The organism is Nocardioides sp., from assembly GCF_035481145.1.
Lineage (GTDB): Bacteria > Actinomycetota > Actinomycetes > Propionibacteriales > Nocardioidaceae > Nocardioides.
Map to the genome: position 1 here is coordinate 1 of NZ_DATIHB010000132.1, position 14591 is coordinate 14591.

Genomic DNA, 14591 nt, shown 5'->3' on the forward strand with positions numbered 1-14591 from the left:
GGTCCGGCCGCGGCTTCGTCTACCTCGATGCCGACGGGCAGCGGCTCAGTGACGAGGAGATCGCACGCTGCAAGGCGCTCGTCATCCCCCCGGCGTGGAGTGACGTCTGGATCTGCGCACACGCACATGGTCATCTCCAGGCGGTCGGCACCGACGACGCCGGACGTCGGCAGTACCTCTACCACCCGGCGTGGCGCACGCGTCGCGACGCGGAGAAGTTCGAGCGGGTACGGGGCCTCGGCCAGCGCCTCCCGCGCATCCGCGACAGCGTGCGCGACGACCTCGCCCTCGACGGCCTCCCCCTCGAGCGGGCATGTGCCTGCGCGTTCCGCCTCATCGACCTCGGCTACTTCCGCATCGGCAACGACGTCTACGCCGACGAGCACGGCAGCTTCGGCCTGACCACGCTCGAGGTGGAGCACGTCCGCCGACGCAACGGCAGCCTCCTCTTCGAGTTCACCGGCAAGTCCGGGGTCGAGCACGCGATCGAGATCGCCGACCCGCTCGTCGTCGACGCCGTCGCGGCGATGCGCCGGCGGCGGGGAGCCCGGCAGCTCCTCGCATGGCGTGACGGGAGCCGCTGGCGCACGCTCGACCCCGCCACGGTCAACGCCTACGTCCGCGAGGTGACCGGCCTCGACGTGACCGCGAAGGACCTCCGCACCTGGCACGCGACGGTCCTCGCGGCCGTGGCCCTCGCCGAGGCCGGGCCTGCGGAGACGGCCTCGGCCGGTCGGCGTACGGCTGCGGCGGCGATGCGCGAGGTCGCCGACTACCTCGGCAACACCCCCGCGGTGGCCCGGGCGTCGTACGTCGACCCGCGGTTCGTGGACGCCTGGGAGCAGGGCCGGACCATCGCGGCCACCACCCGTCGGACGTACGCCGATCCCGACGCCCGGCAGGCGGCCCTCGAGCGCGCCGTGGTCCGGCTCCTGGCGTGAGGACCGCGCACCGGGAACGGGTTCCACGGGTCTCTCGTCGGCGGTAGGTTGCGGAGGTGAGCACGCCCGCCCTCTTCGACCCCAAGCGACCCCTGGCGCAGCGGCGCCAGGCCGTCGTCAACCTCTGGGACTTCCTGGTCCGCCGCGGCATCGCGGACCTGACGCGGACCCCGAGCGAGGTCATCGACACCGGCCGGGCTCGCCGCCTCTCCCGCTACACGGCCAAGCGAGGCATCCCGGCAGTCGGCCTGCCGGTCCTCTTCGTGCCGCCCCTGGGGGCACAGTCGCTCTGCTTCGACCTGCGCCAGGGCTGCTCGCTGGCCGAGCACTTCCTGCTGACCGGTCGCACGACCTACCTCGTGGACTACGACGAGGTGAAGAGCGCCGACAAGGACCTCGGCATCGAGTTCTGGATCAACGACGTGATCCCGGAGGCGATCAAGCGTGTGTCGGCAGAGCACGACGGAGCTGACGTGCACCTGGTCAGCTGGTCGCTCGGCGGCCTGATGTCCGTGGGTGTCGCGGCGGTCCACCCGGAGCTCCCGATCGCGAGCGTGACCGCCGTCGGCAGCCCGTTCGACATGTCGAAGGTGCCGCTCATGCGGCCGCTGCGCTTCATCGGCCGGGCCACCGGCGGACGGATCGTCGGCACCGGCATCCGGGCGATCGGCTCGATCCCGTCGCCCATGGTCAGCCTGGGCTTCAAGGCGACCGCGATCCCGACGTACCTCCGCAAGCCGATGAAGATCTGGAGCAAGCGCGACGACCGCGACTTCCTCGCCCAGATCCAGGCGGTCGACGCGCTGATGAACAACATGCTCGCCTACCCCGGTCGTGCCACCCTCCAGGTCTACCTGCAGATGGCGATGCGCAACGAGGTCGCGACGGGCAAGGTCCAGGGGCCGAACCGCCTGGTCGACTTCGCCGACGTGCAGGTGCCGGTCATGGTCATCGGCGGCTCCGCCGACGTCCTCGCGCCGGTTCCCGCGGTGCACCACGCTGCCGCGATCCTGCCCAACAGCCCCGAGGTCCGCCTCGAGGTCGCCCCCGGTGGCCACCTCGGCGTGCTCACCGGTGCGATGGCCCACGCGACGAGCTGGAAGCACATGGACCAGTTCCTCGCCGACCACGACCTGGCCTGATCCGACGGGCCTTGATCCGGCGGGCTTGATCCGGCGGGCTTGATCCGTCGGGGCCCCGGCGTAGCGTCGGCCGCATGAGGATCACGGTCGTTCGCGGAGACATCACCGCCGAGCACGTCGACGCGGTCGTCAACGCCGCCAACAACCGCATGCGCGGCGGTGGGGGAGTCGACGGCGCCATCCACCGTGCGGGCGGGCCGGCCGTCCTGGCTGACTGTGTCGCGCGGTTCCCGCGCGGGCTCGCGACCGGTGATGCCGGGTGGACGATCGCGGGTGATCTGCCTGCGCGCTGGGTGATCCACACCGTCGGTCCCAACCGCCACGCCGGTGAGACCGATCGCGCGCTCCTCGTCTCCTGCTACCGCCGCTGCCTCGAGGTCGCCGACGAGCTGGGCGCGCGCAGCGTCGCGTTCCCGCTCGTGGGCGCCGGCGTCTACGGCTGGTCGGTCGAGGAGTCGCTCTCCGCTGCGCTCGAGGGTTTCGAGGCGGCCCCGACCGGGGTCGACGAGGCGCGGTTCGTGGCGTTCAGCGACCCGTCGTACGACGTGGTGACTGCTGCGCTGGCGTGAGCCGGCCCGTGGGTGCGCCGCCTCGCCCGAAGCACCACAGTTCAACGCGGCGCTCCACCGTGGCAGCGTGACGGAAGCCCCGCCGGGCGGGAAGTGTGGTGCTCCGTGCGCGGAGCAGCGCTGCTGTCGCTCGGTGCCCGAGATGACGAAGGGCCCGCCACCCTGGGGTGACGGGCCCGACGTACGCCGGAGCGTGGGCTCAGAGAGCGTCGACGACGTAGTCGATGGACTTCGTCAGCAGCTCGATGTCGCTCGGGTCGATCGCGGGGTACATCGCGATGCGGAGCTGGTTGCGGCCGAGCTTGCGGTAGGGCTCGGTGTCGACGACGCCGTTGGCGCGCAGCGTCTTGGCGACGACGGCAGCGTCGATGTCGTCGTTGAAGTCGATCGTGCCGATGACGAGCGAGCGCTCCTCGGCGTTCGCGACGTACGGCGTGGTGTAGGCGGTGCGCTCGGCCCAGCCGTAGAGGGCGTTGGACGAAGCGGTGGTGCGCTCGACCATGCCCGTGAGGCCGCCGTTGGCGTTCATCCAGTCGAGCTGCTCGGCCATCAGGAAGAAGGTGGCGACCGACGGGGTGTTGTAGGTCTGGTTGAGGCGCGACTGCTCGATGCAGGTGCCGAGGTCGAAGAAGGCCGGGATGAAGCGGCCCGACGCCTTGATCTCCTCGACGCGGGCGAGGGCGCGCGGCGACATGATCGCGAACCAGGTGCCGCCGTCGGAGGCGAAGCACTTCTGCGGGGCGAAGTAGTAGACGTCGACCTGGTTGAGGTCGACAGGGAGACCGCCGGCGCCGGAGGTGGCGTCGATCGCGACGAGCGCGTCGTCGGCAGCACCCGCCGGTCGGACGACCGGCGCCATGACGGCGGTGGAGGTCTCGTTGTGGGCCCAGCCGTAGAGGTCGATGCCCTCCTCGGCGACCGCGACCGGACGCGTGCCGGGCTCGGACTTGATCACCGACGGGTCGGCGATCCACGGGGCGGCCTTGGCAGCGGCGGCGAACTTCGAGGAGAACTCGCCGAAGGAGAGGTGCTGCGACTTCTCCCGGATCAGGCCGAAGGTGGCGATGTCCCAGAACGCCGTGGCACCACCGTTGCCGAAGACGACCTCGTAGCCCTCGGGCAGGTCGAAGAAGCTGCCGAGGCCCTCGCGGACGCGGCCGACGGTGTTCTTCACCGCGGCCTGGCGGTGCGAGGTGCCCATCAGGGAGGTGCCGGTCGCGGCCAGCGCGTCGAGGGCGCCGGGGGCGATCTTCGAGGGACCGGCGCCGAAGCGGCCGTCCTTGGGGAGCAGGTCAACGGGGATCTGGATCTCGGTCACGTGGGTCACCTTTTCACGGCGTGGTCGATCGTGGCACCTGACCCCGTTGTCAGGGTCCTATTGTGACAGCGTGATGGAGATCGTGCGGGTGCCGTATGACCATCCGGACGCCTTCGCCCTGACCGCGCGCGTGCAGGCGATCTACGCGGTTCGCTACGGAGGCCCCGACGGATCGCCGATGGACCCCGCGGAGTTCGCCCCGCCGGCAGGGGAGTTCTACATCGGCTACCTCGACGGTGTCGCGGTAGCGAGCGGTGCGTGGCGGCACGTGGGGCTGCCCGCGCTCGGGTCGACGGCCACGGCCGAGGTGAAGCGCATGTACGTCGTCGAGGAGGCGCAGCGTCGCGGCTTCGCCCGGCAGATGCTCGGACACCTCGAGGAGGCGGCGCGCGTGGCAGGCCACGACGTGATGGTGCTCAACACGGGGGATCGCCAGCCCGAGGCGATCACCCTCTACGTGTCCTCCGGCTACGAGCGGCTGACAGGCGGCTGGGGTCCGTATGCGTGCCACCCGGGCGCCTTCTTCTTCGGCAAGCGCCTCACCTGACCGCCTCGGCGGGGTGGAGCTGTGAGTTCGCGCCGCTTCGGCGTACGGCGTGGGTCAGGCCTGGTGCCACTCCGGGTGGTAGCCGGGGACCTCGGTGACCGGGCGCGACGCGGGGCCGGTGTAGACGGCCGACGGGCGGATCAGGCGACCGGTCTTCTTCTGCTCGAGGATGTGCGCCGACCAGCCACCGGTGCGGGCGCAGGTGAACATCGAGGTGAACATGTTGGCCGGGACCTCGGCGAAGTCGAGGACGATCGCGGCCCAGAACTCCACGTTGGTCTCGAGCACGCGGTCGGGACGACGTTCGCGCAGCTCGGTCAGCGCCGCCTGCTCGAGCGCCTCGGCGACCTCGTAGCGCTCGGCGCCGAGCTCCTTCGCCGTACGACGGAGCACGCGGGCGCGCGGGTCCTCGGCGCGGTAGACGCGGTGGCCGAAGCCCATCAGGCGCTCGCCGGAGTCGAGGAGGTTCTTGACGTACTTACGCGCGTCGCCCTGCTTCTCGACCTCCTCGATCATGCCGAGCACGCGCGAGGGGGCGCCGCCGTGCAGCGGGCCGGACATCGCGCCGATGGCGCCAGAGAGGGCGGCCGCGACGTCGGCGCCGGTGGAGGTGATGACGCGGGCGGTGAACGTGGAGGCGTTCATGCCGTGCTCGGCGGCCGACGACCAGTAGGCGTCGATCGCCTTGGCGTGGCGCGGGTCGGCCTCGCCCCGCCAGCGGATGAGGAACTTCTCCGCGAGGGTCTTGCCCTCGTCGACGAGGCGCTGCGAGACGACCGGGTGGCCGATGCCGCGGGCGGACTGGCCGGCCCAGGCGAGCACCATGACGGCGGCGCGGCCGAGGTCCTCGCGGACCTTCTCCGGCGTCGAGTCGTAGGTGTAGGTGATGCCGAACGCCGGCGCGAGCTGCGCGATGGCCGACTGCAGGTCGACGCGGACGTCGCCGGTGTGGACGGGCAGCGAGTACGCCTCGGCGGGCTGCAGGCCCGGGTCGAACTCGCCGTCGACGAGCAGGCCCCAGACCTTCTCGAACGGGATCCGGCCCGCGATCTCCTCGATGTCGACGCCGCGGTAGCGGAGGGCGGAGCCCTCCTTGTCCGGCTCGGCGATCTCGGTCGAGAACGCGACGACGCCCTCGAGACCCTCGTGGACGACGGGGCCGTTGCTCTCCGCGGCAGTCATGGGACGCTCCTTGCTCAACGCGGTGTGGACGAAGTGGCCCGCTCCGCGATCCCGGCGTGGGCCTCTCGCATTCAAGCATCATGGGGACATGGACGAGCAACTGCCCACCCTCCGGTCCGAGTACGGCACAGGCGCGGGTGCGCGCCCGTTGCGCGAGGGTGATCTGCCCGCTGACCCGCTCGATCTCTTCCGTGACTGGTTCGCCGATGCCCGTGAGCTCGCGGAGCCGAACGCGATGGTGGTGGCGACCGTCTCGCCCGCGGGCCAGCCGTCGTCCCGGATCGTGCTGCTCAAGGGACTGGACCAGCAGGGCTTCCACTTCTTCACCAACCAGCGCTCGCGCAAGGGGGAGGAGCTGGCAGCCAACCCGCGGTGCGCGCTGCTCTTCCCGTGGCACGGGATGCAGCGCCAGGTCCGGGTCGAGGGGGTCGCGACGGCGTTGTCCCGCGTCGAGGTCGACCACTACTTCCACACGCGCCCGCGAGGCGCGCAGTTGGGAGCGGTCGCCTCGCCGCAGTCGAAGCAGGTCTCGCTCGAGGAGCTCCGCGCGCGGTTCGAGGCCGCCGACCGCGAGCATCCCGACGAGGTCCCGGTGCCGGAGGGCTGGGGCGGCTACGCGGTCCGCCCGCACGCCTTCGAGTTCTGGCAGGGCGGCACGAACCGGCTGCACGACCGCTTCCGTTACGAGCGCACGGAGGCGGGCACGTGGTCCGTCGAGCGGCTGGCGCCCTGATCCATCCGGGCGGTCACGCCACGATCTAGACGAAAGTCGGCTGCGGAGTGAGTGCTCACTCACTTATGCTCGTCGCATGACACCCCGAGCAACGCCCCTGAGTCCGGCGGCACGGCGCGCGCAGCTGATCGAGGTCACGTTGCCGCTCCTTCGTGAGCACGGCCGCGCCACGACCACCAAGCAGATCGCCGAGGCTGCGGGCGTCGCGGAGGGCACGATCTTCCGCGCATTCGAGACCAAGGACGACCTCTTCCTCTGTGCGCTGGAGGAGGCGTTCGACCCCACCGACCTCATCGAGCGCACCGAGGCGATCGACCTGGAGCAGCCGCTGCGCGACCGGATGGTCGAGGTCGTGACCCTCATCTCGGAGCGCTTCACCGCGATGTTCACGCTGATGGCGCGGATGGGCATGCTCCAGCCGCCCCGCGCCCGCCAGCACACCGAGGAGCTGCGCGCGCGTGGCGCCGCGGCGATCGAGGCACTGCTCGCGCCCGACGCGGCGAGCTTCCGCGTCGACGTACCCCAGGTGGCGCACACGCTTCGCCTGCTGACCTTCTCGGGCAGCCACCCGCACATCACCGAGGGCCGCCTGCTCACGCCCGATCAGATCGTCGACGTCGTGCTGCACGGCACGCTCAAGGGGGACCACTGATGCTTCTCGCCCTGTTGCGCACCCAGCTGCGCCCGTACCGGACCGCCCTCGCCGTGGTCGTTCTCCTGCAGTTCCTCAGCACGCTCGCGATGCTGTGGCTGCCGCACATCAACGCCGACATCATCGACCTCGGCGTGGCCCGCGGCGACGTCGGCTACATCTGGCGGGCCGGTGGCCTCATGCTCGCGGTCAGCCTCGGCCAGATCGCCTGCTCGGTCGTCGCCGTCTGGTTCTCCTCGCGTACGGCGATGGGCTTCGGTCGCGACGTGCGCCGCCAGGTCTTCCACCGCGTCGGCTCCTTCTCGAGCCGTGAGGTCGCGCAGTTCGGCGCGCCGTCGCTGATCACGCGCGGCACCAACGACGTCCAGCAGGTCCAGATGCTCGTGCTGATGGGCCTGACGATGCTGGTCAGTGCGCCGATCATGATGGCCGGCGGCATCATCATGGCGATGCGCGAGGAGCTCGGCCTGTCGTGGCTGCTCGCGGTCACCGTGCCCGCGCTGCTGGTCACGGTCGGCTTCATCATCAGCCGGATGGTGCCGGGCTTCAAGGTCATGCAGGGGCGCATCGACGTGGTCAACCGGGTGCTGCGCGAGCAGATCACCGGCATCCGCGTGGTCCGCGCGTTCGTCCGCGAGCCGGAGGAGACCGCCCGCTTCGCCCGGGCGAACCGGGACCTCACCGACGTGGCCACCAGCACCGGCCGCTGGATGGGCGCGATGTTCCCCACGGTCATGCTGATCATGAACGTCTCGATCGTGGGCGTGTACTGGTTCGGCGCGCACCGCATCGACGACGGCACGATGCAGATCGGTGCGCTCACGGCGTTCATGAGCTACCTCATGCAGATCCTGATGAGCGTCATGATGGCGACGTTCATGCTGGTCCAGGTGCCGCGCGCAGCGGTCTGTGCCGAGCGGATCGGCGAGGTGCTCGACACCGAGGCGTCCGTGCGCCAGCCCGTCACGCCGATCGCCCTCGAGGCGCCGCGGGGCGAGGTCTCCTTCGAGGGCGTCGGCTTCGCCTACCCCGGCGCGGGTGACCCGGTCCTCACCGACATCACCTTCACTGCGCGCCCCGGTCAGACGACGGCCATCGTCGGGTCGACGGGTGCGGGCAAGTCGACCCTCGTCGACCTCGTCCCTCGCCTGTACGACGCCACCGCGGGTGTCGTGCGGATCGACGGCGTCGACGTCCGCGACCTCGACCTCGAGGCGCTGTGGTCGCTGACCGGCATCGTGCCGCAGAAGGCGTTCCTCTTCGGCGGCACGATCCGCTCCAACCTCCAGGTCGGCAGGGGCGATGCGACCGACGAGGAGACGTGGGCGGCGCTGCGCGTCGCGCAGGGCTCGGACTTCGTCCAGGCGCTGGCGGAGGGCCTCGACGCCCCGGTTGCCCAGGGCGGCACCAACTTCTCCGGCGGGCAGCGGCAGCGGCTCGCGATCGCCCGAGCCCTCGTGCGCCGTCCGCGGATCCTGATCCTCGACGACTCCTTCTCGGCGCTCGACGTGGCGACCGACGCCCGGCTGCGTCGCGCACTGCCGTCGGTCACCGCCGACTCGACCGTGCTCGTGGTCGCGCAGCGGGTCAGCTCGATCCGTGACGCCGACCAGATCGTCGTCCTCGACGACGGCCGTGTCGTCGGGCTCGGCACGCACGCGTCGTTGCTCGCGGAGTGCCCGACCTACCAGGAGATCGTCCGGTCGCAGCTGACCGAGGAGGAGGTGGCCTGATGGCCTCGACAAGCTCGACCAACGCCGACAGCCCGGCCAAGGGCCAGATGAAGCAGACCGAGCGCATCGTGATGGGCGGCGGCCCCGGCCGCGGCGGCCCGTTCGGCGGCGGTCAGGTCGGCCAGAAGGCCAGCAACTTCAAGCCGTCGCTCAAGCGGCTGCTGCGCCGCATGGCGCCCGACCGTGCCCGCATCGGCCTCGTCGTGGTCCTCGGCGTGCTCTCGGTCGCCTTCTCGGTGGTGGCGCCGAAGCTGCTCGGTCACGTGACCGACCTGATCTTCAACGGCCTCTTCGGCCGCCAGCTGGGTGACGAGCACCTGACGAAGGCGCAGGCCGTCGAGGCGGCCCGGGCGCAGGGGGACTCGACGTTCGCCGACATGCTCGCGACGCTGGACGTCGTCCCCGGACAGGGGGTCGACTTCGGCGCCGTCGGCACGGTGCTGCTGATCGTCCTCGGCGTGTACGTCGCGGCGACGGTCGCCGGCTGGCTCCAGGGCTGGTTCGTCACCGACGTCGTGCAGCGCACGGTCTCCGACCTGCGCTCCGAGGTGGAGGAGAAGATCCACCGGCTGCCGCTGGGCTACTTCGACCGACAGCCGCGGGGCGAGCTGCTCAGTCGTGTCACCAACGACATCGACAACCTCGCCCAGTCCCTGCAGCAGACGCTGGCGCAGCTGCTGACCTCGCTGCTCACGGTGGTCGGCGTACTCGCGATGATGTTCTGGATCTCGCCGCTGCTCGCGGTGATCTCCCTCGTCGCCGTGCCGCTGACCTTGGTCATCAGCAAGCAGGTGATGGGCCGCTCGCAGGGCCTCTTCGTCGACCAGTGGCGCCGCACCGGCGTCCTCAACGGGCAGATCGAGGAGACCTTCGCCGGCCACGCGCTGGTCCGCGTCTACGGCCGGCTGCCCGAGGCCGAGGAGCGGTTCGCGGAGCAGAACGAGGCGCTCTTCAAGGCGTCGTTCGGTGCGCAGTTCGCCAGCGGACTGATCATGCCGCTGATGATGTTCGTCGGGAACCTCAACTACGTCGTGGTCGCCGTCGTCGGCGGCCTGAAGGTGGCGTCGGGCTCGATGAGCCTGGGTGACGTGCAGGCGTTCATCCAGTACTCCCGGCAGTTCACCCAGCCGCTGACCCAGGTCGCCTCGATGGCGAACCTGCTCCAGTCCGGCGTCGCGTCGGCCGAGCGCGTCTTCGAGCTCCTCGACGCCGAGGAGGAGTCGGTGGAGCCGGCTGCCTCGGTGGGTGACCGGGTGACGCGGGGTGCGGTGTCGTTCGAGGACGTCGCCTTCTCCTACGAGCCCGACGTGCCGCTGATCGAGGGCCTCTCGCTGGACGTGGCTCCGGGCCAGACCGTGGCGATCGTCGGCCCGACCGGTGCCGGCAAGACCACGCTGGTCAACCTGATCCTGCGCTTCTACGAGCTCAACGCGGGCCGGATCACGCTCGACGGGGTTGACATCGCGACGCTGCCGCGGCGGGAGCTCCGCGACCGGATCGGCATGGTCCTGCAGGACACCTGGCTCTTTGAGGGCACGATCCGGGAGAACATCGCCTACGGCCGGCCGTCTGCCGCGGAGGAGGAGATCCTGTCGGCCGCACGCGCGACCTTCGTGGACCGCTTCGTGCACTCGCTGCCCGAGGGCTACGACACGGTGATCTCCGGCGACGGCGGCTCGGTGTCGGCGGGGGAGCGGCAGCTGATCACGATCGCTCGCGCGTTCCTGAGTGACCCGGCGCTGCTGATCCTCGACGAGGCGACCTCGTCGGTCGACACCCGCACGGAGCTGCTGCTCCAGCAGGCGATGGCGGCGCTGCGCTCCGACCGCACGTCGTTCGTGATCGCGCACCGGCTCTCCACGATCCGCGATGCCGACCTGATCCTGGTCATGGAGGACGGCCGGATCGTCGAGCAGGGCTCGCACTCCGCCCTGCTCGAGGCGAACGGTGCGTACGCCGCGCTGTACCGCTCGCAGTTCGAGGCGCCGGTCGACGCCGCCTGACGCCGAGGTGGGGCTTGTGGTCACGCGAGGTGGGGCTTGTGGTCACGCGAAAAAGCCGTCGACGTACGCCGCGCCCCGGCGTACCGTCGTAGGCCACGGGAAAGGAGGTGGTCCGGGAAATGATTTCTTCGAGGACGCGTGAGGTGGCTGCGCGCTAGCAGCTGATGCGCACTCCGGTGGGCGTCGCGCAGCGAATCCACCGCAGTCACCGCGACCCGCAGGCTCCGCCCCCGTCCTGGGCGGCTGGACAAGGCCTGCGGGTCGTTCCCATTTCGCACCACGAGCCCCACTTCGCGTGGCCACAAGCCCCACCTCGCGTGGCCACAAGCCCCACCTCGGCGCTGCGCGACAGATCACGTTGCATTTGACAACGAAATATCGGATAGTTGTTTTCGACAACGACCAGTCCGGGAGAACCATGTCCACCAGCACGACCCAGCACGCCGCCTCTGCGGCACCGATGACGCACCGTGAGGTCCTCGAGGCCCTCTCGGGCCTGATCCTGGCGATGTTCGTCGCGATGCTCGCCTCGACCGTCGTCTCCAACGCGCTGCCGGTGATCGTCCACGACCTGGGCGGCACCGAGTCGGGCTACACCTGGGTCATGGTCGGCACGCTGCTCGCGCTGACCGCGACGACCCCGATCTGGGGCAAGCTCGCCGACCTCTTCAACAAGAAGACGCTGGTCCAGGTCGCGCTCGTCGTCTACGTCGCCGGCTCCGTCCTCGCCGCCTGCGCCACCAGCATGGAGATGCTGATCGGCGCCCGCGTGGTGCAGGGCGTCGGTGTCGGTGGCCTGACCGCGCTGGTGCAGATCGTGATCGCGAGCATCGTCGCGCCGATCGACCGCGGGCGCTACAGCGGTTATCTCGGAGCGGCGTTCGCCGTGGCCACTGTCTCGGGCCCGCTCATCGGGGGTGTCGTCGTCGACGCCCTGAGCTGGCGCTGGTGCTTCCTCGTGGCGGTGCCGTTCGCGGTGCTGGCCTTCGCCGTCCTCCAGCGCACGCTGCACCTGCCGACGGTGCGCCAGGAGGCCCGCATCGACTACGTCGGCGCCACCCTCATCGCGGGCGGCCTGAGCCTGCTCCTGGCGTGGGTCTCCCTGGCCGGCTCCAGCTTCGCGTGGGCCTCGACCGAGACGGCCCTGCTCGTCACCGGCGGTGTCGTCGCCCTCGTGCTCGCGGTGCTCGTGGAGTCGAGGGTCTCCGAGCCGATGATCCCGCTCCGGCTCTTCCGCAACCGCACCATCACCCTCGCCGTGCTGGCCAGCCTCACCGTGGGTGTGGCGATGTTCGGCTCGACGGTCTTCCTGGCGCAGTACTTCCAGCTCTCGCACGGCCTGACGCCGACCGAGGCCGGCCTGATGTCGCTGCCGCTCGTGTTCGGCCTGCTGGTCGCGAGCATCGGCAGCGGTCGCCGGATCAGCCGCACCGGACTCTGGAAGGACGTGCTCGTCGTCGGTGCCCTCGTCATGACGCTCGGCATCGGCCTGCTCGCGACCATCGACGGCGACACGGCCCTGTGGGTCGTCGGCCTCTGGATGACGGTCCTGGGCCTGGGCCTGGGCGCCCTCCAGCAGAACCTCGTCCTCGCCGTCCAGAACTCCGTGCCCCACAGCGACGTCGGCGCGGCGTCCTCGCTCGTCGCGACGTTCCGCACGATGGGTGGTGCCGTCGGCGTGGCCCTCCTCGGCACGGCGCTCAGCCACCGCGTGACCGACCTCGTGGCGCAGGGCATGGCGCGCCTCGGCGCTCCGGTCCAGGCGGAGGGGCACCAGGAGATCCCCGACCTGTCGACTCTGCCCGGCCCTGCCCGTGAGGTGGTCATGAGCGCCTTCGGCGAGGCGACGGGGCACCTCTTCCTGCTCGCCCTGCCCGCCGCGGTGTTCACCATCGTCGTGGTCGCCCTGGTCCGGGAGGTGCGCCTGCGCAGCACCGTCCACACCGATGCCGAGCTCGAGGCGGTCGCGCGATGAAGACCGAGTCCGTCCTCGCCCTGGAGGCCCAGCTGCGCGTCCTCGCTCGCCGGGTACGCCGGGCGGTCGCCGATCGTGCCGCGGCCCTCGACCCCGCGGTCGGCGAGGTCGGGTACGCCGTCGCCGACCATCTCTTCCGCCACGGAGACCTGCGCCAGCGCGACCTGGTCTGCATGCTGGCGATCGAGAAGGCGGCGGTCAGCCGTTCGGTGACCCAGTTGGTCGACCTCGGCCTGGCGACACGGGTCGGCGATCCCGACGACGGGCGTGGCCACGTGGTCGCGCTGACCCCGGCCGGACGCGAGCGGCTCGAGGCCGTCGTCCGCGCGCGTCGCGCGGAGTTCGCCGCCAAGCTCGCCGGCTGGGACGACGACGAGCTGGATGCCTTCGTCGCGATGCTGGAGCGCTACAACACCTCCCTCGAAGCCTGACGAACCCGCACGTGGTCACGCGAACCCGCACGTGCGGTCAGCGGTTGACCACACGTGCAAGGTCGGCTGACCACACCTGCAGGCTCGGCGATCAGCGGCGTCAGCGGGCGAGCAGCCAGGTGGCGGTGTCGGGCCCGCCGGGCTCGTCTCCGCTGCACAGCAGGACGTCGCTGCCGTCGAGCAGCTTCTCCCGGTGCGCCGCTGCGATCGGCTGGTCCGCGGTGTTGAGGTGGCAGACCAGGGGCCCTCGCCGGATCACCAGCTCGGTCTCGGTGCCGTAGACGTGCACGGCGCCGTCGCGGACCGCGGCGTCCTCCGACAGGTCGCGGCGGACGGCGAGCGCCCGGCGTACGAACTCGAGGGTGGAGCCCGCGACGCCGCTCTGCGCCTCGACCGAGAGGTCCGCCCACTCCGGTGGCTGCGGCAGCCAGGGCTGGCCGTCCCCGGGACCGAAGCCGTACGGCGGCTCGCTGCCCGACCAGGGCATCGGCACGCGGCAGCCGTCGCGGCCACCACGACCCGGCACGTTGGCGCGCGGGTCCTGCATCAGCTCGCGCGGGACGTCGACCTGCGGGAGGCCGAGCTCCTCGCCCTGGTGGACGTACGCCGACCCCGGCAGCGCCAGCATCGCCAGCAGGGCCGCCTTCCAGCGCTGCAGCCCGAGCTCACCTCCGCCGTACCGGGTGACGGGGCGGACGACGTCGTGGTTGCCGAGGACCCAGGTGGGGGCGGGGACCACCGCGAGGGTCTGCTCGATGACCCCACGGAACGACGCGGCCGACCAAGGGGCGGCGAGCCAGTGGAAGTTGAACGCCTGCTGGAGCTCGTCGGGACGGACGAAGTCGGCGATGTCGCCGGGGTCCTTCACCCACGCCTCGGCGATCGCCATCCGGTCGCCGGGGTACTCCGCGAGCACCTGGTGCCAGTGGCGGTAGAGCTCGTGCACCTCGGGCTGGTTCCACATCGGGGTGTGGGAGGGGCGCTGCGTGATCAGCGACTCGCCGGGGTCGGCGGACTCGCCCGGGCCGAGCACCTGGTCGGGGAGGCCGGGGGCCTTGAAGAGTCCGTGGGCGACGTCGATGCGGATGCCGTCGGCACCGCGGTCGAGCCAGAAGCGCAGGATCCGGTCGAACTCCGCGGGAACGTCGGGGTGGTGCCAGTTGAGGTCCGGCTGGCTGGTGTCGAAGAGGTGGAGGTACCACTCGCCGGGACCCTCCGGCTCAGCAGCGTCATCGGGCACGCGGGTCCATGCCGGACCCTCGAAGCGGGACATCCAGTTGTTGGGCGGGTGCTCCACGCCGTCGTCGTCCACGCGCCCCTGGCGGAAGACGTAGCGCTCGCGCTCGGGGCTGCCGCGGCCCGCGT

13 protein-coding genes are annotated in these 14591 nt (G+C 71.0%); 10 read left to right on the plus strand and 3 right to left on the minus strand.

Going from position 1 to position 14591, the window contains the following annotated elements; translation table 11 throughout:
* The 3 genes from VLF38_RS10740 to VLF38_RS10750 form a co-directional block, all read left to right on the plus strand.
* Positions 1 to 941, plus strand: a 941-nt coding sequence (locus VLF38_RS10740; RefSeq protein WP_325271254.1) for a DNA topoisomerase IB, incomplete at its 5' end; no start/stop codon positions are given.
* Between the two features lie 56 nt (positions 942 to 997).
* Entirely contained in the window at positions 998 to 2083 is a 1086-nt protein-coding gene (locus VLF38_RS10745) for an alpha/beta fold hydrolase (RefSeq protein WP_325271255.1), read from the plus strand.
* Positions 2084 to 2157: 74 nt separating this feature from the next.
* Positions 2158 to 2652, plus strand: coding sequence for a macro domain-containing protein (locus VLF38_RS10750; RefSeq protein WP_325271256.1), 495 nt, complete (start codon positions 2158 to 2160; stop codon positions 2650 to 2652).
* A gap of 199 nt (positions 2653 to 2851) precedes the next feature.
* On the opposite strand, the gene serC is transcribed toward VLF38_RS10750, so the two are convergent.
* A complete protein-coding gene (serC, locus tag VLF38_RS10755) occupies positions 2852 to 3970 on the minus strand; it encodes a phosphoserine transaminase (protein WP_325271257.1) in 1119 nt (372 codons plus the stop codon).
* Between the two features lie 73 nt (positions 3971 to 4043).
* Here serC and VLF38_RS10760 point away from each other — a divergent pair, with 73 nt between their 5' ends.
* Positions 4044 to 4517, plus strand: coding sequence for a GNAT family N-acetyltransferase (locus VLF38_RS10760; RefSeq protein ID WP_325271266.1), 474 nt, complete (start codon positions 4044 to 4046; stop codon positions 4515 to 4517).
* 54 nt (positions 4518 to 4571) lie between these two features.
* Here VLF38_RS10760 and VLF38_RS10765 read toward each other — a convergent pair whose 3' ends face one another.
* Positions 4572 to 5699 (minus strand): citrate synthase 2, encoded by a 1128-nt coding sequence (locus VLF38_RS10765; RefSeq protein WP_325271258.1) that lies wholly within the window; start codon positions 5697 to 5699, stop codon positions 4572 to 4574.
* Positions 5700 to 5787: 88 nt separating this feature from the next.
* Here VLF38_RS10765 and pdxH point away from each other — a divergent pair, with 88 nt between their 5' ends.
* The 6 genes from pdxH to VLF38_RS10795 all read left to right on the plus strand — a co-directional run bounded on the left by pdxH (position 5788) and on the right by VLF38_RS10795 (position 13226).
* Positions 5788 to 6432 carry a pyridoxamine 5'-phosphate oxidase gene (gene pdxH / locus VLF38_RS10770; RefSeq protein WP_325271259.1) on the plus strand — a complete coding sequence of 215 codons (645 nt, stop codon included), beginning with the start codon at positions 5788 to 5790 and terminating at the stop codon, positions 6430 to 6432.
* 76 nt (positions 6433 to 6508) lie between these two features.
* Entirely contained in the window at positions 6509 to 7084 is a 576-nt protein-coding gene (locus VLF38_RS10775; protein WP_325271260.1) for a helix-turn-helix domain-containing protein, read from the plus strand.
* On the plus strand, positions 7084 to 8817 hold the full coding sequence (locus VLF38_RS10780) for an ABC transporter ATP-binding protein (protein ID WP_325271261.1): 1734 nt from the start codon (positions 7084 to 7086) through the stop codon (positions 8815 to 8817). The genes VLF38_RS10775 and VLF38_RS10780 overlap by 1 nt, the downstream gene beginning before the upstream one ends.
* Entirely contained in the window at positions 8817 to 10820 is a 2004-nt protein-coding gene (locus tag VLF38_RS10785) for an ABC transporter ATP-binding protein (protein WP_325271262.1), read from the plus strand. Before VLF38_RS10780 ends, VLF38_RS10785 begins: the two co-directional genes overlap by 1 nt.
* A 418-nt stretch (positions 10821 to 11238) precedes the next feature.
* Complete coding sequence (locus VLF38_RS10790) at positions 11239 to 12795, plus strand: MFS transporter (RefSeq protein ID WP_325271263.1); 1557 nt, start codon at positions 11239 to 11241, stop codon at positions 12793 to 12795.
* A complete protein-coding gene (locus VLF38_RS10795) occupies positions 12792 to 13226 on the plus strand; it encodes a MarR family winged helix-turn-helix transcriptional regulator (RefSeq protein ID WP_325271264.1) in 435 nt (144 codons plus the stop codon). The genes VLF38_RS10790 and VLF38_RS10795 overlap by 4 nt, the downstream gene beginning before the upstream one ends.
* A 100-nt stretch (positions 13227 to 13326) precedes the next feature.
* Here VLF38_RS10795 and VLF38_RS10800 read toward each other — a convergent pair.
* On the minus strand, positions 13327 to 14591 hold a 1265-nt coding region (locus VLF38_RS10800; RefSeq protein WP_325271265.1), incomplete at its 5' end, for an alpha-amylase family glycosyl hydrolase.

What these genes read in the sequence shown, in the direction of transcription:
- VLF38_RS10750 (WP_325271256.1), top strand. Translation starts at nt 2,158, where the DNA reads ATGAGGATCACGGTCGTTCGCGGAGACATCACCGCCGAGCACGTCGAC.
- VLF38_RS10760 (WP_325271266.1), top strand. Translation starts at nt 4,044, where the DNA reads ATGGAGATCGTGCGGGTGCCGTATGACCATCCGGACGCCTTCGCCCTG.
- VLF38_RS10765 (WP_325271258.1), bottom strand. Translation starts at nt 5,699, where the DNA reads ATGACTGCCGCGGAGAGCAACGGCCCCGTCGTCCACGAGGGTCTCGAG.
- pdxH (WP_325271259.1), top strand. Translation starts at nt 5,788, where the DNA reads ATGGACGAGCAACTGCCCACCCTCCGGTCCGAGTACGGCACAGGCGCG.
- VLF38_RS10775 (WP_325271260.1), top strand. Translation starts at nt 6,509, where the DNA reads ATGACACCCCGAGCAACGCCCCTGAGTCCGGCGGCACGGCGCGCGCAG.
- VLF38_RS10780 (WP_325271261.1), top strand. Translation starts at nt 7,084, where the DNA reads ATGCTTCTCGCCCTGTTGCGCACCCAGCTGCGCCCGTACCGGACCGCC.
- VLF38_RS10785 (WP_325271262.1), top strand. Translation starts at nt 8,817, where the DNA reads ATGGCCTCGACAAGCTCGACCAACGCCGACAGCCCGGCCAAGGGCCAG.
- VLF38_RS10790 (WP_325271263.1), top strand. Translation starts at nt 11,239, where the DNA reads ATGTCCACCAGCACGACCCAGCACGCCGCCTCTGCGGCACCGATGACG.
- VLF38_RS10795 (WP_325271264.1), top strand. Translation starts at nt 12,792, where the DNA reads ATGAAGACCGAGTCCGTCCTCGCCCTGGAGGCCCAGCTGCGCGTCCTC.